An 18,315-nucleotide genomic window follows, 5' to 3' on the forward strand; every position below is an offset into this window, starting at 1 on the left:
GAGACATTTGTGGTTGTGCTCGGACGGATTTCCGAGGGTTGGTCACGTCGCGGTCACCCCGAGGTGACGTCAATTCGTCCCAAGCCGTTGCCAGAAGGGAATCTAGTTGGACCGGTGCGAGGGAAGTGCTAAAAATGAGCCGGACAAGGGTGGCGTCGCGCACCGCCCCATCCCCTTGCGACTCATGATGAGGAGAAAGGAGCAGTGATGCTGCTGGGTGCCACCATGCTGGCGTTGGCCGCGGTCGCCGCGGACTACGAGCGAATCGAATTGCGGTCGGGAACCGCGGTGGTCGGGGAAGTGCTCAAGGAACGAGCCGACGAGATCGTCGTCGATCTCGGGTCGGACGTCATTGTCATTCCGACGGCCGACGTCGTCCGCCGTTCCAGCGGCGATTCGCCCGTAAAAGCGATGTCGGTCGCCTCGCATCGCTACGGCGATTCGGGACACCTCTTCGCCACCGCCGACTTACCTCCCGCCCCGATCAAGGACCTCGTCAAACGCTTCGGCGAGGCGGTGGTCGTGGTCAAAACCCCCAGCGGGACCGGCTCGGGGTTCTTCATCGACGATGACGGTCACTGCGTGACCAATTACCATGTCGTGGAGAAAGAGAGCCGAATCACGGTCGATATTTTCCAGAAGTCGGGCCAATCGTTCACGGAGAAGTCGATCGGCGACGTCGAGATCGTCGCCCTCAACCCCTTCTTCGACCTGGCGCTGATCAAGGTCCCCACCCGAAAAGACATCGTCTTCAAGCACGTCTTCCTCGGCTTTTCCGACGAACTACGTCCTGGCGAGGAGGTTTTCGTGATCGGAGCTCCGCTGGGGCTCTCGCGGACGGTGACCGACGGAACCATCAGCAACGTCCATCGCAGCTTCAGCGGCCAGGTCTACTTGCAGACGAACGCGCAAATCAATCCCGGCAATAGCGGCGGCCCCCTCTTCAACACCCGCGGTCAAGTGATCGGCGTGATCAACATGAAGGTGCCGCTCGGCGAGGGGCTCGGCTTCGCGATTCCCGTGAACTACCTGAAGGACTTCTTACGGCATCGCGAGGCCTTTTCGTTCAACAAGGATCAGCCCAACACGGGCTACCGCTATTTGGATCCGCCCCGAAGACGCCGGTTCGAAAAGCCCGCGTCGAAGTAGGCACCGACGGCGGGTCAATGGGCCCGCGTCTAGTGGATACCGACGGCGGGTCGATGGGCCCGCGTCGAAGGTAGAACACGAAGCCGACCGGCATAGGGAAACCCGATGGGGTGTCGGCGGGTACTTCGCTGTAGAGTTCGTTGCGTCGGGACGTAGGGTACGGCCTGGGTTGGGTCGGCCGACCGTCGCAGTGTAGACAAGGAGCCACGTGTGAATCTCATTGCCAGAACGAGCCGAGCAACCAAAGGGGCGGTTGCCGCGGCGCTCATCGCCCTCTCCTGGGCCAGCGTCGCCAAGGCCGTCCCCTTCGAGAGCGCGTTGCCCGACGATTGCATCGTCTACGCGAACGTTCCGAGCGTCAGCAAGCTCAAGGGCAGCTTCACCCAGACCAACGTCTGGAAGCTCTGGAACGATCCCGCGATGGCGCGGTTCAAGGCGGCCATCACCGCCGAGGTCGGCAAGATCTTCGCGAAGGTGGAAGAGCAAGTCGGTGTCGACGTCCCCGAAGTCCTCGCTCTGCCGTCCGGGCAGATGGCCTTCGCGCTGCGGCTCGATCCGACCGATCCGCAGAAGCCTCCGTTCGTCTACTTCCTCGCCGACGTCGCGGGGAACGAGACGAAGGTGGAAGGCCTCGTCGGCCGCTTGAAGACCGCCCTGGAGGGGCAAGGGCTCACCAAGCAGGAGATGGGCGACATCACCATCTTCAGCAAGGGGGCTCCCAAGGAGCGTGAGCAACTCTGCATGGCGCTGCGGGGCTCGGTCCTTGCGTTCGCCAACGATCCGGCCGCTCTCAAGGAGACGCTTCAAGCCCTCAGCGAGGGGATGCGCGGTTCCTTGGCCGACAACGCCCGCTTCCGCCAGTTCCGCTCTCGTTCGGGCGGCATCGGTGACGTCGAGGTCTTCGTCGATCTCGCCAAGATCATCAGCTTCGCACTGCAGTCGGGTGGCCCGCAAGCCCAAGTCATCAGCGGCATGCTCGGACTCAACGCCTTCCAGGCCGCGGGTGTCAGCGGCAAGATCGCCTACGACGACTACGAGTTCACCTCGCAGCTCATGGTCTTGGTTCAGGGCCAGTCGTTGTTGCTGGATCTCTTCCGCATGCCGGCCAAGCCGCTCAAGCCCGAGCCATGGGTTCCCGCGTCGATCGTGACCTACACGTCGCTCAACTGGGATGTCGACGGCTTCTACAACACGCTGACGCAACTCGTCAACGGCTTCCAGCCCGGAGCGATGGCGCAGGTCGACCGGGCCCTGTCCCAGCTCGATCCGCAAAATCCGATCAGCCTCAAGAACGACATCATCGGCCCGTTGGGCAACCGCATCACCGCGATCAGCGACCTGACCGAACGCGACAACCTGCCGGTTCAGCGCTTCCTCATCGCTTGGCAGCTTGACGATGCGGGCCGCTTCAAGGCCTTCTTCGATCGCATCATGGGACAGTTGGGCGTTGTCGCCGGCTTCCAAAAGAAGACCGTCAAGGGCTACGACGTCTACACCTTCCCGCTCGGCGACGTCTTGGCCGCTCAAATGCCCCCGGACCAAGCTCCTCCCGTTGGCATGCTCGGCCTGACCGTGACCAAGACCCACTTCATGGTCGCGACCTTCGTCGAGGTGCTCGACATGGTGCTGAACTTTGACGGCGAAGCCGGTCTGGCGGAGACGCCCGGCTACCAACGCGTCGCCAGCAAGTTCCCCGCCGAGACGAGCATCATCACCTACTCGCAGACCGAGGTCCAACAGCGGGCGGTCTGGCAGATGCTCAAGTCGGGCAAGTTCGCCCAGGTCCTCACGCAGGCGGCCCAAGCGGACGACGACGTCAACGAGTACGTCGGCGGCTTGATCCAAGCCCTCAACGGTTCAAACCTTCCCGAGTTCGACGCCGTCAAGAAGTACCTGAGCAGCCCGACCGGCAGCTACGGCATCATGGACGACAAGGGCATCTACTTCATGCAGTTCCAACTGCGCTAGTGATGCCGGCTCGCTCGCGCCACGTCGGTGGAGCGAGGGGCCTGTCCGTCCTCAATCGTCAACGGGCCGCTGGTTGATTTTCAGCCAGTGAGAGGTGATCAAACGACCAAGGGCCGGAGAAACGCGTCTCAGCGTTCCCGGCCCTTTGTTTGTTCATCGGTCTTTGTTCGAGCAAGACCCAGCTGGCCCGAGTCCGAGTCTCCACGGACCGGGGCGTTGTTCCGGAACCTATGCAGGCAGGTCCCCTAGAAAACCCTTTCAGGGTTTGGGGACTGTGGATCATCCTTTCCCAGGGTGCGCGAAGCGCGACCCTGGGCTCCATTAGTCAATGCCTTCGGCATAGGGACAAAAGACTCGGTCTTTCGCCTCGAGCCGCGACACCACAATCTCTCGTTGAACCCCAACGTCATTCGCTTTCCTGAACGGCAACGCCGCGTTCGAACGGCGACGACACTTTCCGAACGGCGACGACACTTTCCGAACGGCGACGACACTTTCCGAACGGCGACGACACTTTCCGAACGGCGACGACACTTTCCGAACGGCGACGACACTTTCCGAACGGCGACGACACTTTCCGAACGGCGACGACACTTTCCGAACGGCGACGACACTTTCCGAACGGCGACGACACTTTCCGAACGGCGACGACACTTTCCCGAACACTTTCCGAACGGCGACGACACTTTCCGAACGGCGACGACACTTTCCGAACGGCGACGACTCTTTCCGAACGGCGACGACACTTTCCGAACGGCGACGACTCTTTCCGAACGGCGACGTGTCTCTCCCTGAATGGTGATGTCTTCCCTATCCGAACGGCAACGCCGTTCTCTGTTGAAGCCCAGGGTCGCGCTTCGCGCACCCTGGGTACCCACCGAACGGAGAAACCAACCCCGGAGGGGTTGTCTAACTGGAATCGACGCTGGTTGACCTGCCTCTACGGACGAACGATTCCTTCCCCTCGTGGGTCGGCGTGCGACCTACAGGTACTGGTTCAATCCACGCTCTTTGAGCTGTTCGAGCAATCTCTTGACGTCCTGTTCGTGGGCCTTGTCGGCAACCAGCGTCCCATCGGGCGTCTGCACGATAATCAAATCGCGAACGCCGATGGTGCTGACGACATGGTCCTCATCGCCGACGATGATGCAGCCGGACGTGTCGAGACCGACATGTCGCCCAAGGACGACATTTCCTTCGTCGTTGATCTCATTGACGCGTTCGAGCGCCCCCCAGCTGCCAACGTCGTCCCACTGGAAGGGGACCTCGACCATCGCGACTTTCGGGGCCTTCTCCATTACCGCGTAATCGATCGAGATCTTGGGAAGGGCCTCGAATTCCGCCGCGAAGACTTTCTCACACTCGTCGCTGTCCCAGGCCGCGACAATGCGATCGATGCCATCGCCAATCTCGGGGGCGCAACGGCGAATCTCCGAGAGAATGGTGCTCGCCCGCCAACAGAAGATTCCCGAGTTCCAATAGTACGTCCCGCTGTCGACGAAGGACTTGGCGGTCTCGGCGTCCGGCTTCTCGTGAAAGGACTTCAATTGGAAGACATTGATGTCGCCCGACGCGAGCGGCTCGTCGCGCTGAAGATAGCCGTAGCCGGTGGAGGGGAATGTCGGCGGGATGCCGAAGGTCACCAGTGTTTGGGGATCGTCGTCGACGAACTTGTTGGCCGTCTCGATCGCGTCATGGAAGCGTTCGGGTGGCTCGATGAGGTGATCCGCGGCCAGAACGACCATGTTGGCATCCGGATCGCTCTTGGCGATCAGTGCCGCCCCTAGGGCGATGCAGGGGGCGGTGTCGCGACCACAGGGTTCTCCGATGACGGCCCCCGAGGGCAGCTCGGGGAGCTGCTCGCGCGTCTTGGGCACTTGCACCTGATTGGTCAGGATGAGCAGACGCTCTTCGCCCACCAATCCGGCGATTCGGTCGTGGGCCTGCTGGATCAGACTCCGCTCTCCGTGCAACTTCAAGAACTGCTTGGGCAAGCGTTGTCGGCTCAGCGGCCAGAAACGCGTGCCGCTCCCGCCCGCCATGATCAACGCATGTAACATGCTCGCATTCTCCCTTGGTTCCCGGTTTGAAGGCCCAGCGCGAAGGCGCCGGCGCTACGAAAGTGAAGCAACCGCGAATTCCGAGCAAGACGAATATCGCTGGTTCAGGCGATCTCGGGAAGGGAAACAAGCGGAGCCGCCGAGGATGACTTTGACGGCAACGCGATCAGCCCGGCGCGACGTCAAGGCGCTCGAGAAGATCGGCCGGGCGATCGACCACGAGGTCGGCTTCTCCAAGCTCGTCGATATTGTGGGTCGTCGTCAGCGCCACGCAGAAGATGCCCGCCGCCTTGGCCGCTCGGATTCCGTGGAGAGAATCCTCAATCACCCAACACTCGTCGGCGCCCAACCCAAGCTTTTGCAACGACTTGAGAAATATCTCCGGATCGGGCTTCGTCACCGACACGTCCTCTTCGCCGAGGATCACGTCGAAGTCATCCTGAATTCCCGCGAGGCGCAGCACCTGGGCCACATTGTCGCGTGGGGCCGACGACGCGATCGCGAGCCGACACCCATGACCTCGCAAGCACGCGATCAGACGACGCACGCCCTTGGTCAGTCGCAGGTCGTCCTCAACGAGTCGCCGATAGAGAACTTCCTTCTCCGCGGCGAGACCAGCGATCTGCTCCTCGGTAAGGTCGTCTCCCGCGAGAAGGGTCACGACGCTACTGCTGGCCGTGCCGAAGAGTCGCTGAAACGCCTCCTCGGAAAGCTCTTGCCCAAACCGTCGCCCGAGTTCGCGATAGGCTTCGAAATGATGCTGCCACGTGTCGGCAATGGTCCCGTCCATGTCGAAGATGACACCGGCCGGAATGACGATGGGTTCGGAGGTAGCGTCCATGTCTTTCGTTGTATGGAGACGGGTCGTCGGGACATCAGCTCCGCGCCGGGTGCCCCAGATGCGCGCTCACCAGCGAGGAGACCTTTGGGACGAGCGTGTCGAACGTGAAGGGTTTGGTCACGTAGTCATTGGCCCCCGCGACCGCGCACGCGACCACGGTGGAGCGACGCCGATCGGCGGAGATCATGATCAGCGGCCTGGTAAACCCGCCCTGCCTCAGTTCTTTGGCAATGTCGACGCCGCTAGCTCCATCGGACAAATGGACATCGACGAGGGCTGCATGACACTCGGGAGCTAGCTGAAGCGCCTCGCGCGCCGTCGAGCAGGGCCGAGCCTCCATCCCCGCCTTGCCGAGAAAATGCTTGGTCAACGCAATGGTTGACGAATCGTCGTCGACGACGAGAATCTGAACCCGTTGGCGAACATCGTTCAGGGAAAACGAAGGGGTCTCCGTCTCGACGGCCGGTCGCCCTTCCGCCCCTTCGGTGATCTTGGTGGCCAAACCGTGAGCCAATTCGCTCAACTCTTGGGGATCGGGCTGCGGAATCCGAAAGAGCCGGTTGGCCTCCTCCGCTCGGTGAGCTATCTCCGCGATGCAGTCCTTGATGTCTTCCACCGGCACGGCGGCAGCGCTTCCCAGCGACTGCCGAAAACGCTCGTAGCGCTCGGGGACCGAATGGTCACGCCAGTTGGCCAACGCCTCGCCGATGTTCATCAGATGCAGGAACTTCTGCTCGACAGTGATTGTCTCCTCGGGAAGGGGATCGTGGTGACGCATGACGAGCCCGACCATGGTCTCGGGCAACCCCCAGTGCTGAAGCAACGCCGCCCCGATATCGGCATGATTCAGGTCAAACTCCTCCTTTTCCAGCACCTCAAGCCGAGAGGTCTTGCTGGCCCGAAAGCGGTTGAGCAGACGGATGTAGCGGGATCCCTCCACACGCATCAGGGCGAGGATGCCAAAATCTTGCAGAAGTCCGAGCGCGTAGGCGGCGTCGGGACAGACATCACTCATGCGGTCCGCGAAGGTCGCGGTGGCACTGGCGATCAAGACTCCCCGGCGATTTGACCAGTTGACCTCTTTTCCTCCGGTCCTCGACTTCAGCATCTGCTGAAACTGAGCCATGCAGGCCGAAATGACAGTGCAAATCGTCCGTTTCGTCCCGAGAAGCTTCACCCCCTCGGCGACGTTGAGAATCTCGCGCGACATTCCGAATGCGGCGCTGTTGACCAGGCGCAAGACATCGGCGGTGGCACGCGGATCGAGCGCAACGTCGGCAGCGAGCTGCTGCATGGGAATTCCATGGTCGCCCTCTCCAAAGTAGGACGAACACTTGACCAACAGTTGGGAGGAGGGAGGGATCTGGTCGATCCGCTCGACCATTTCCAGGGCGGCAGGATCTACGGTGTTTGGGTGAGCCGTGGGCATGACAACGCGTTCCGAAACGGACACTTGTGCCTAGCAAGCGGACGATGGGAGAGTTGCCGTCATCGCCGCTAGTCTTCCCAACGCCCCCATCACCCAAGTTTAGGTCAGGGCTTGGTTCCTGTGCTACTAGAAATGTCTGATTCTGAAGTCCGTAGACGACAACTTCACAATTGAGGTCCGCATGACCCACGCCATACGACGATGGCCCAAGAAATGAAAAACCCTGCCCGAAAACTCGGACAGGGACGCGATGTTAACGATTGGGCCGGCGCCGACGAGTGCTCTTCTCCAACTTGACGCTGGTGTTCGTGCAACCCTAACCCTTTGCCACTGGCTGACAAGCAGCCTGTGGCACCCCGAAAGCTAGTTGGACCAGTGCACTAGGCCACAACCTCTTTTAGTATTTAACCTTATAGAAAGGCGTCTTCACGATCGTCTTGCCGAAGAGTCCACGGCGAACCGTTGCGGGGTAGTAGGAAACCGCGGGCGGGGCGTAGTAGCTCACGACCGGCGCCGGCGCGGCGACCACCGCCGGCTCGTAGTACGACACCACGGGAGCCGCGACGATCGGAGGCGTATAGTAGGAAACGACGGGAGCGGCAACGACCGGCGCCGCGACCATCGGAGCTGGAGCCACCACGGGCACGGCGGGGGTGTAGTAGCTGACCACCACTTGAGCTTGAGCGCTCGACGCGGAGGCGAACCAAATCGTCCCGGCGGCGATGACACCCAACAGCACGTTGCGAACCTTCATGGTGCGATCCTCTCCCTGGTTGTCTCGTTCGGTGTCGCGAAATCCGGCCAATGCCATTGACCGGTTGAATCCGCGCACGTCCTCTCATCCTAAGAGGTAGAAGAATCGATTGCGACGAATCGGCGGCGATGTTGTCGATTCTTCTTCGATTCGGGACCCACCAAGCCGCAAGATCCCCCCAGTCTCTCCCGTTTTCAACCTATCTGGACCACCAAGTTCGCTCGGAGACCCCTATTCTTCCATCCGCTCGCGTCACTTCCGCGCCCAGATCAGTGGTCAAAGAGGCACGAAAGCGCCGGCGCGGCCCCGGCGGCTCGAGCGAGCCATTCTTTTTCCAGGACTCAATGATCCCGGTCGCGATGGCCGATGCGAAGAATTGTGCCGATTCGTCCGAGCCTCCAGCGGTAGCGTTCCCGGAGATCGACGCGACTGTCGGTCGATTGACGCTGAAGGCGTGGATCATTCGCCGCCGCGTGTTTTTGACGGCGAGAGAATTCCGCACCCAAAAGGGGTTTGTTAATTATTCGGACCTTGTTATCACGCCCTCGACGCCGTGACAGGACGTCACTGCGCTGAGCACGTCGAACGGTTCGCGCGGAGCCCGATCAACAGGGATCGGGCTGCAAGACAAGGAGGTCATGCGGTGAAGTTTCGGTGGCGCATTCGGCAAAAGCTCGCCGCCGGGTTGATCCTGGTAGCCGGCATGACCACCTTGCTCTCCATTGGCTCCTTCTACGGCCTCTACTCGTATCGCCGAACCAACAAGGTGTTCAACTACCAGCATCAGCAACTGGCGGTGCTCGGCTATCTCGAGTTGGCGGTAAGCGGCCTGAACTTCCCGAGCGGGGAAACCGTTTCCGGACTCGATCAGGATCTCGCCCGAAAAGAGAAGCTGGAACGGCTCGAGCGCATCGAACGCATGCTCGAGAAGTACGACGACGGCCTCAAGCACGCCGCCGCCTATTCCTTCTCCAAGGCGGAGACCGAAAAACAAGTCGCCATGCTTCAGAAAATGCGTGGCTATCTCGCCGAGTTGCGAGACTCCGTCAGCGGCAAGAAACCGACCGTCGAGGTCAACACCCCAAGACCGATCTGGTACCTGGGCAACGAACGCGACGTCATCGCCAAGCTGATCAACACGCTCGTCGACCTGCGCGGCGTCATCCATCAAGAGGTCACCCGTCACGTCGAGACCGACCGCAACAACTACCGCGCGAGTCTCGCCGTCGTCTATAGCACGACGGTGCTCGTCTTGGTCATGCTGGTCGTCCTTGTCTGGCTGGGCTATCGTGCGATCTTCCATCCGATTCGCGAGCTGCATCGCGGCGTCACCAAACTGGCCGAGGGCAAGTTCGACTTCCGCGTCCGCCTCGAAACCGGCGACGAAATGCAAGAACTCGGCGAGTCGTTCAACAACATGGCCGACCGGCTCCAAAACGTTTACGAGGAACTCAACGACAAGGTCCGCGAACGCAGCCGCCAGCTCATCCGCTCCGAGCGGCTCGCCAGCGTCGGCTTCCTCGCGGCCGGGGTCGCGCACGAGATCAACAACCCACTGGCGAGCATCGCCTTTTGTGGTGAGGCCCTCGAGGCACGGCTCAAGCAAATTCTCCCCGCCGACGGAGAGAACGCTGACGTCGTCGAGAACTATCTCGGCATGATCCAACAAGAGGCCTTCCGCTGTAAGGCGATCACCGAGAAACTGCTCGACTTCTCGCGCGTCGGGGAGCCCGAACGAGTCGAAACCGATCTCGTCTCGCTCATTCGCAACGTCATCGAGATGGTGCAGCACCTCGGCCGGGCGGTCGACAAGCAGATCGTCTTCGAGCCCGAAGACATCGTCATGGCTCGCGTCAATCCGCAAGAGCTCAAGCAAGTGCTGCTCAACCTGGTCGTCAACGCCCTCGAGAGTGTCGACGAGCAGGGGGTGGTCCGCGTCGTCACCTGCCGCGAGGAGGACTCGGTCGTCATCCGGGTCACCGACAATGGCTGTGGCATGACCGAGGAAGTGCGTGAGAACCTCTTCGAGCCGTTCTTCACGCGGAATCGCTCGGGCAAGGGAACGGGGCTCGGGCTTTCGATCAGCCATCTGATCATCAGCCAGCATGGCGGCACGCTCGACGCATCGAGCGATGGTCCGGGCCATGGAAGCACCTTCACGATTCATCTCGGCGAGAAGATCAGAGCACACGCCGCCTAGTTCGGGGCGGCCGACAGGACTTCTGGGGTAGACGTAGGGTGGGTCTTGATCCACCACGAGAGACGGAAACTTTCTGGTGGGCCACGTCCCGCCAGCATCGAGAGCGACAACTAGGCGCTTGCGGATGACGATCGCTCGATCATCGTCGCGAGCAACGATCTGTTTCGGTAGCGTTTGGACGAGGGGCCTCAATGGCAACGGCGGATTGCACGAAGCTGCGGATTCTCTTTGCGGACGATGAAAAGCCGTTGCGTGAGTTGATGCGCCTGGAGCTACCTCGACTCGGTCACGACGTCACCGTCTGCGACGACGGCCGCTGCGCCCTCGACGTGATCGAGAAAGCGAGCTTCGACGTCGCGCTGCTCGACATCCGCATGCCAGGGCTTAGCGGCATCGAGGTCCTCAAACGAATCAAGGAAGTCGCTCCCGAGACCGAGGTCGTCCTCCTCACCGGACACGCGACCGTCGAGACCGCGGTCGAGTCGCTGCGCTATCACGCCTTCGACTACCTGACCAAGCCGTGCAAGATGGCCGAACTCGAAGCGGTGCTCCATCGCGTCGCCGAGAAGCGGGCCCTGCTCAATAAGACCATCGCCCTGGAGAACCGGTTGCGAACCGCCGAGGGCCAGCCGAGGCTCGTCGGCGGCTCCAAGCCGATGCAGCGTGTCGCGGACATCATCGCGAAGGTCGCGCCGACCGACTCGACCGTCTTGGTGCTCGGGGAGACCGGGACGGGCAAGGAGGTCGTCGCCCGGACGCTGCACGAGCAGAGCCAGCGCTCCTCGATGCCGTTCGTTCCGGTCAACTGCGGCGCGTTGCCCGAACATCTCGTCGAGAGCGAACTCTTCGGCCATCGCAAGGGGGCTTTCACGGGCGCCGACCAGAACCGCAAGGGGCTCTTCGAAGTCGCCAACGGCGGGACGCTCTTTCTCGATGAAGTCGGCGAATTGCCGAAATCGATGCAGGCCAAACTCCTCCGTTTTCTTGAGTCGGGCGAAGTGCGCCGCGTCGGAGAAAACGAGCCATTCCGCGTCGATGTCCGCGTCTTGTGCGCGACCAACCGTGGCCTGCGTGACATGGTCGCCGACGACGACTTCCGCGAGGACCTCTACTTCCGGATCAACACCTTCGAGATCGAGTTGCCCGGTTTGCGTGAGCGGCCCGACGACATCGCGACCCTCGCCGAACACTTGCTTATGCGGGCGGCCAAGGGCAAGGACATCTCGGGGCTCTTGACCCCCGAGGCGATCGACGCGCTCAAGACCTACACCTGGCCGGGCAACGTCCGCGAACTCGCCAATGTCATGGAGTACGCCTACATCGTCTCCGGCGGCGAACCGATCGGCCCCGATCACCTGCCCGGTCACTTGAGAGGCGCGGCGTCGAACTCGATCTTTCCGCCCGCCAGCCAAACGCTCAGTCTGCACGAACTGGAAATGCAGTACATCGTCCGCGTGCTCGACCAGAACGAAGGCAACAAGCCCGAGACCGCCAAGCAACTCGGCATCAGCCTCAAGACCCTCTACAACAAACTCAATCTCATCAACGAAACCAATTCCCTCGCCGGCTGAGATCCGCGGGCCGACGCAGCGACGAGGCGCGATGAGGCATGCACTCCAACACGGCATCCGACCAACCGACGACGAAGCGTCAGCGCGATCCGAATCGCCCGCTGCTCTCGATCGTCGTCCCCGTCTTCAATGAAGAAGACTGTCTCGAGGCGCTGCACCAACGTCTCACCGAGGTCTTCGCCGATCTCGAGGACGGCTACGAGATCATCTTCATCAACGACGGCAGCCGCGATCGCTCCGCCCAGATCATGCGCCAGCTCGCCGAGCGCGATCCCAAAGTCGGCTACTACTCGTTCTCACGAAACTTCGGCCATGAGTCGGCCACCAGTTGCGGGCTCGAGCGCGCCAACGGCCAAACGGTCGTCATCATCGACGCCGATCTCCAGGACCCTCCCGAGGTCATTCACGAAATGCTCGAGCGCTGGCGCGAGGGCTATGACCTGATCGTCGGCCAACGCACCAAACGGGATGGCGAGACTCTTCTGACCAAGGCGACGAGCTACCTCTTCTACCGGCTCCTCTCGCGCGTCTCGGAGGTCGAGGTCCCTCTCGACACGGGCGACTTTCGGCTCATGGACCGCTCCGTCGTCGAGGCCTTCAACCAACTACCAGAACGCAACCGCTTCGTTCGCGGCATGATCGCTTGGACCGGCTATCGCCAAACCTCGGTCAACTACCACCGCGACGCGCGGCTCGCCGGGGCGACCAAGTACAGCTTCTTCAAAAGGCTTCGCTTGGCTTTCGACGCCATTTGCGGCATGAGCAGCGAACCGCTACGCTGGATCAACACCCTGGGGATGATCGTCACCCTCCTCAGCTTCACCGGAGGACTGGTCGTCTTCGCCGAGAAACTCATCTTCGGGATCGGCATTCCGGGGTACGCGTTCCAGGTGATCGCCATGTTCCTGCTTTCGGGAGTGCAGCTCCTGACGCTCGGCATTCTCGGCGAGTACATCGGACGGATCTACGTCGAGGTCAGACGTCGGCCCCTCTACTTCCTCGCCGAGCAGTGGGATCCGAGAGAACGTCACGAGGGATCTTAGGATGGATGTCAGTTTGTACGAGGAGATGTGGCGCACCGAGGAGACCCATTGGTGGTTTCTCGGAAGACGTCGGATCGTCACCTCGTTGATCAAGCGCTATGCGAATATCGACGGCTCGGGCCCCAAGCGGATCTGCGAACTCGGCTGCGGCTGCGGCGCCAACTTGGCCGCGTGGGCGATCGCGCATGACGTTCACGGCATGGACGCCTCCCCCGTCGCTCTGGAGTTCGCCCGACGCCGGCTCGGCGAGCGCGTTCGCGAGGGCCGCCTGCCCGACAAGATTCCCTTCGCCCCCGAGAGTTTCGACATCGTCGTGATGACCGACGTGCTCGAACATGTCGAGCACGACGCCGCGTCGACACGCAGCGCCTTGAACCTTCTCGTTCCCGGCGGCATTCTCCTCTGTACCGTTCCGGCTTATCAGTGGCTCTATTCGCCCCGCGACGAGCAACATCACCACTACCGGCGCTACGCCCGCAATCAGTTCCGCCAACTCTTCGCCGACCTCGATGTCGAGCTGGAACTCTTCTCGTACTACAATTCGCTCCTGTTCCCACCCGCCGCGATGATTCGCCTCAAGGAGAGGTGGTTCGGCGTCTCCCGCGGGAAAGGGGATCTCTCGATCCCTCCGAGGCCGGTCAACCGAATGCTCGCGACCATCTTTTCCTTCGAATCGCGCCTTCTTCCCCGCATGACGATGCCTGCCGGTCTTTCGCTGATCGCTGTCGCCCGCCGGCGGGAACGCGGCGCGGCGGTCCAAGCGATCTAGCAGGCTGTTGACACAAGCCGGGTGCCTTGCCCACGAGAGCGTAGGCGGCACGCCAGTGACAAGGAGTCGTCACTCGTGGATGCGGCAACCGATCACCCCAAGCGGCCCGAGGGGCGCCGCGCCGGCATAAGCCTCCTCGCGGCCATCGGCTACGTCGCGATCGCGGCGGCGTTCTTCTCCCCCGTCCTACTGAGCGGACGGCTGCTCGCCCCCGGCGACGGCGGCCTCTTCTTCCTCCCCGCCTTCCTCGCTCCCACGGGCCTGTGGTCGAACGCCAACTGGTGCGGGTTCCCGATCGCGGCCGATCCCCAGAACATGACGTGGTACCCGATCCTACAACTCTTCCGCCTGACCGGATCCTGGAACGGGTTCGTCATCGCCGCCTATGTCGTGGCGAGTCTCGGCATGTACGCGTATGTCAAGAAGGTGACAGCCGCCGCGCTGCCCGCGTTCCTGGCCGGACTGGTCTATGGGCTCGGCGGCTTCATGGTCTCCCACCTGGGCCACCCGTCGATGATCCACGCCGCCGCGTGGCCACCGCTGATCCTGCTCGGCCTCGAGTCGTTGCGCGATCGCCTCCGGCCCGCTTGGATCGCGCTGACGGCGCTCGCGATTGGCCTCTGCCTCGTCGCCGGGCATCCGCAAATTTTCATCTACGCCATGGGGCTCGGCGGCCTCTACGCGCTGGTTCGTTCGTGGGACGCCAGCTCGGGACCAATTCGCTACCTCTCCGCCTGCGCCTTCGCGGTCCTACTCGGTGTCGCTCTGGGCGCGATCTTGCTGCTTCCGATGCTCGAACTGACACGGTTCTCGAGCCGGGCCGCGATGACGTACGACTTCTACGACATCTTCAACCTGCGGTTGCGCGAGTGGCCGCGCGTCCTGTTTCCCTATCTCTATGGCGGATTTTGGAATCCCGCCTCGGGGGCGACGCAGCCCTCCTTTGGCGAATACGAAAGCTACGTCGAGGTGATCGGTTTTGCCGGCTTGCTCACCTGGGCGCTCGCGGGCATCGCTCTCCACGCCAGTCGCTTCCGAGCCCTCACCTGGTTCTGGGCCGCGGTGGCCCTGGTCGCGTTGTTGATGACTTTCGGCAGCGATGTCGAACCCTTGTCGGTGTTCCTCTTTCGCATCCCCGGCTACAACTGGTTCCGGTGCCCGGGACGGCATTTCCTCGAGATGTCACTCGGGCTGGCGGTTCTCTCAGGACTCGGCCTCGACGCGCTCGCGCGGCTGCCCCAGAAGAAGCGGCGCCAGCTCGCAATCCTCGCGGGGACCGGGCTCGCATTCGTTCTCTTCATCACCTACGGCTACTTCGCGCTGACCTATCTCCACCGGACCGGTTCGGGAAAGATGCCGATCGTCGCCGGGCACGACGTCCGTTTGTTTCCCTGGCTCAACCCGGCGCTCGGCGGCCCGCTGCTCGCCGCGGCCTTGGGAGTCGCCGTGCTGATCGGCTGGTCGCGCCGGTGCTCGGCCATCTGGTCGGGGCTCCTGATCGCGACGGTCGTCCTCGACCTGGGGACGTTCGGTTGGTTTTGCGAGTGGCGCCCACGCAGCGCCCCGGCGGTCCTCCTCACACCTAGCGACACTCTACTGACACTTCGCGAGCACCTAGCCAGCACCAACCAGCGGGCGTTCAGTTTCCAGCCCGCCACCGGAACCCCCGAGTTGTTGGCGGGCCAGTACGCGCGCCTTCACCGCATCCCGATCGCAACCGGTGACAACCCGCTGGCACCCAGAACGCTGCTCGAGATGACCAAACATTGGGATGCCGTCGAGTCGAATCTCGGCGACGAGAGCAGGGTGCTCGACGTCCTCGCTTGCCGCTACCTGCTGCTGTCGACTTCTCAGTGCCAGCGCTACGCCACCGTGCTCGCGTCCTCGCTGACCTCGGACCGATTGGCCGAGGTCGCCCGCACCGACAAGTTCGTCGTCTTCGAGAATAAGCGTGCCTGCCCGCGCTGTTGGCTGGTGCAAGAGGCGCGCGAGCCGTGCGAGGAGGGTACGCTCGCCACCCTACAGACGGGGCACTTCCCCGACGGCGACCCTTTCGATCCCCGGAAGACCGCGCTATTGGCGTCCCCTCTCGAACTGGAGTTGGGGGCGCCCGACCCGGAGGCGACGGCGACGGTCGTTGCGGAGACCACGACCCGCGTGACAATCGCTACCTCTTCGCGATCGGCGTCGATCCTGATCCTCAGCGATGCCGACTACCCCGGATGGCAAGCCGCCGTCGATGGCGCCCCGGTGACGATCGAACGCGTCAATCACACGATGCGCGGCGTCCCCGTTCCCGCCGGCGACCACCAGGTCGTCTTCGCCTACCGGTCGAGCACTACCCGCGTAGGCGCGATCGTCTCGCTCGCCGCGTTGATGGTCGTCGGGCTCCTCCTCTTGTCGGTCGGAATGTCTGGCTGGACGGAGCAGAATGACGACGCCATGTCATCACAATAGACGGAACCTGACTATCCCGTGCGTTGAGCTTCTCGAATGTCAATGACCGCTTGCCAGCCAGCGACAACCACCGACACAACTCAACATTGCGACAGCGTTCTCGACCGGCAAGCGGCATCGCTCTACTGGGTTCGTGGCAACACCCACATGCCCACGCTGGCATGGACATGGCACCCAGCGAGTCGCCGAACGGCCACCTACCGATGGCCACTCCAGGCTGAGAGAAATGTCGCGCTATCGGCGGTTGGTCGCGGCGCGCTCGGCGGCGATTCGGGTAAGCGACTCGAACTCGGCCATGTTGCGGAACCCACACTCGAGGCGCCCCGGTTCACGCATCGCGAGCTTCGGGCGAACCACCGGCGCCGCCGGCAAGGGCAAGTCCCAGCACTGGTCGGTCAACCTCGGCGTGTAGATCACCACTCCGCCATCGGTGAGCATTCCCCGGATCATCGGTGATGGGGTCGACTCGAGCGACGTGCTCGCGTGGAACTCCCTCGGCCAACCCGAAATGGTCACCACCACGAGTAGGCTTCCCACTGTCATCAACCGAACCCATCGCCGACGACCGAGTGGCAGGATCGCGATCGCGACCGCCGCGACAATCCAGGGAAGTGAACCAACGAGCCGAACCTCCGGCGCCGACGAGAACCAGAATCCGATCCCCACCAGGGGCGCGAGGCAGAAGGCGATCGGCCACCATCCCCGAGCGCGTCGCCACGGCCGGAGCACGAGGCAGACCGGCACCAACGCCGCGGCGAGCGCCAGCGGAAGCACCAGATGGAAGCGACCTTCACCGAGCCAAAGGCGCTCCGCCCACCCGGCCACCCAGCTCCAGTTGCCCAGTACCGATTGCGTGTGGAAGGTGCCCGGCGTCCGGGCCCACGACTTGATGATGTCGGCCAGCGCCTGCACCTCCGCGCGCGGGACGCGCCAGTCGACCGGCAAGCCGAGCGACGGGACGGGGAAGAGCAGATAGCCGCTCAGCACGATGTTTCGTCCCACCCACAGAACCGCCATCAGGGTGGGGAGCAAACCGATCGCGATGAGGTCCTTCGCCCGAAACGCGCGAGTTCGCCGCAGATAGTAGATCCCCGCGATCAGTGCCGCCGCCGTGCCAAAGATGATCCCGCTCGCCTTGGTCGTCACGAGGACCGCCGCAAGCGCCACGATCACGACTGTCCGCGAATAGAGAGAGGGCTGGGAGAGACGCCGTCCGAACATGCCCAAGACCTCTCCCGCCAGCGCGACGGCAAGCAGCGAGGTCACGTAGTCGGTCGAGAAACTGCGCACCTCGTGCGAGATGGCGCAGACATAAATCCACGGCGTCAGCGCGAGGAAGTAGCCATCGACAAGTGACGTTCGCTTGGGGCGAGCTAGCACCCGGAAGAGCGAGACCGCCCAGCGCAGCACCACCGGCAACAGGATCACGCCGTTAGCGACGTGGTAGCTGATCTCCTGCCAGGGGGGAACACTTCCAAGGAGCGCGGCGACGAGGAAGCTACTGTTGTTGAACGCGAGCTGGGCCATTAGATTCCCCAGTCCGGGGACGAGCGGATACTGCATCGACCAACGAACCGCGCCAATGTGATAGAGCCCGGTGTCATACATCCACGGCGGGCCGAGCGCGACGTTCGCGGCCGTGAGCAATATCCAACCCGCACAGACGCCGACACCCGCGAAGAAGATCGGATGCCGCGGCATGCCCCGAAGACTTCGACGCGAGACGAGCCTTTTCGGATGACGATCCAACACCGCGATGAACCAACCCAACACGCCCAAGCCGATGACCGCGTCGGTCGCTCGCGCATCGACGGGCAACACGTAGTGCCACGTCATCAGCAGCGTGATGAGCGTCGCCCAACCTATCCAGAACGCGCGGAGCCCACCCTCGAGACCATCGTGTCGCACGCCAAGCACGCGCGACGCGAGCATACCGATCCCAACGATGACGACCAAGGAGAGAAGCCACGTCGCAAGTACTGACAGCGTAATAGGTAGCGACTGGAGAGGCAGCGAGAACATGGGGTCTCCGGCTGATTGAAACGAGAGCGCCTTCCCCGGTCGATACCTCCCC

14 protein-coding genes are annotated in these 18,315 nt (G+C 62.6%); 9 read left to right on the forward strand and 5 right to left on the reverse strand.

Annotated elements, in window-relative coordinates; translation table 11 throughout:
• Window positions 1–207: 207 nt before the first annotated feature.
• From Pan216_RS27570 to Pan216_RS27580, 3 genes are all read left to right on the forward strand, one after another.
• Entirely contained in the window at window positions 208–1,149 is a 942-nt protein-coding gene (locus Pan216_RS27570; RefSeq protein WP_145263372.1) for a S1C family serine protease, read from the forward strand.
• A 210-nt stretch (window positions 1,150–1,359) separates the two neighbouring features.
• A complete protein-coding gene (locus Pan216_RS27575; protein WP_145263374.1) occupies window positions 1,360–3,117 on the forward strand; it encodes a hypothetical protein in 1,758 nt (585 codons plus the stop codon).
• 393 nt (window positions 3,118–3,510) lie between these two features.
• Entirely contained in the window at window positions 3,511–3,912 is a 402-nt protein-coding gene (locus tag Pan216_RS27580; protein WP_145263376.1) for a hypothetical protein, read from the forward strand.
• Between the two features lie 188 nt (window positions 3,913–4,100).
• On the opposite strand, the gene Pan216_RS27585 is transcribed toward Pan216_RS27580, so the two are convergent.
• From Pan216_RS27585 to Pan216_RS27600, 4 genes are all read right to left on the reverse strand, one after another.
• Window positions 4,101–5,177: a mannose-1-phosphate guanylyltransferase gene (locus Pan216_RS27585; protein ID WP_145263378.1), complete on the reverse strand. Its 1,077-nt coding sequence runs from the start codon at window positions 5,175–5,177 to the stop codon at window positions 4,101–4,103.
• Window positions 5,178–5,343: 166 nt separating this feature from the next.
• Entirely contained in the window at window positions 5,344–6,018 is a 675-nt protein-coding gene (locus Pan216_RS27590; protein ID WP_145263380.1) for an HAD family hydrolase, read from the reverse strand.
• A 34-nt stretch (window positions 6,019–6,052) separates the two neighbouring features.
• Window positions 6,053–7,312: an HDOD domain-containing protein gene (locus Pan216_RS27595; protein WP_419193078.1), complete on the reverse strand. Its 1,260-nt coding sequence runs from the start codon at window positions 7,310–7,312 to the stop codon at window positions 6,053–6,055.
• A 532-nt stretch (window positions 7,313–7,844) separates the two neighbouring features.
• Complete coding sequence (locus Pan216_RS27600; protein ID WP_145263384.1) at window positions 7,845–8,201, reverse strand: hypothetical protein; 357 nt, start codon at window positions 8,199–8,201, stop codon at window positions 7,845–7,847.
• Window positions 8,202–8,560: 359 nt separating this feature from the next.
• On the opposite strand from Pan216_RS27600, the gene Pan216_RS27605 reads away from it, so the two are divergent.
• From Pan216_RS27605 to Pan216_RS27630, 6 genes are all read left to right on the forward strand, one after another.
• A complete protein-coding gene (locus tag Pan216_RS27605; protein ID WP_145263386.1) occupies window positions 8,561–8,758 on the forward strand; it encodes a hypothetical protein in 198 nt (65 codons plus the stop codon).
• A gap of 86 nt (window positions 8,759–8,844) precedes the next feature.
• A complete protein-coding gene (locus Pan216_RS27610; RefSeq protein WP_145263388.1) occupies window positions 8,845–10,401 on the forward strand; it encodes a sensor histidine kinase in 1,557 nt (518 codons plus the stop codon).
• 191 nt (window positions 10,402–10,592) lie between these two features.
• The gene (locus tag Pan216_RS27615) at window positions 10,593–11,972 is read left to right on the forward strand and encodes a sigma-54-dependent transcriptional regulator (RefSeq protein WP_145263390.1); all 1,380 of its coding nucleotides are present in this window, start codon (window positions 10,593–10,595) and stop codon (window positions 11,970–11,972) included.
• A gap of 38 nt (window positions 11,973–12,010) precedes the next feature.
• Window positions 12,011–13,015 (forward strand): glycosyltransferase family 2 protein, encoded by a 1,005-nt coding sequence (locus Pan216_RS27620; protein ID WP_145263392.1) that lies wholly within the window; start codon window positions 12,011–12,013, stop codon window positions 13,013–13,015.
• Window position 13,016: 1 nt separating this feature from the next.
• Window positions 13,017–13,784, forward strand: a complete 768-nt coding sequence (locus tag Pan216_RS27625; protein ID WP_145263395.1) for a class I SAM-dependent methyltransferase — start codon at window positions 13,017–13,019, stop codon at window positions 13,782–13,784.
• Between the two features lie 75 nt (window positions 13,785–13,859).
• Window positions 13,860–16,241: a YfhO family protein gene (locus Pan216_RS27630; protein WP_145263396.1), complete on the forward strand. Its 2,382-nt coding sequence runs from the start codon at window positions 13,860–13,862 to the stop codon at window positions 16,239–16,241.
• Window positions 16,242–16,475: 234 nt separating this feature from the next.
• On the opposite strand, the gene Pan216_RS27635 is transcribed toward Pan216_RS27630, so the two are convergent.
• Window positions 16,476–18,263, reverse strand: a complete 1,788-nt coding sequence (locus Pan216_RS27635) for a DUF8201 family protein (RefSeq protein ID WP_145263398.1) — start codon at window positions 18,261–18,263, stop codon at window positions 16,476–16,478.
• Window positions 18,264–18,315 lie beyond the last annotated feature (52 nt).

The organism is Kolteria novifilia (genome assembly GCA_007748055.1).
Lineage (GTDB): Bacteria > Planctomycetota > Planctomycetia > Kolteriales > Kolteriaceae > Kolteria > Kolteria novifilia.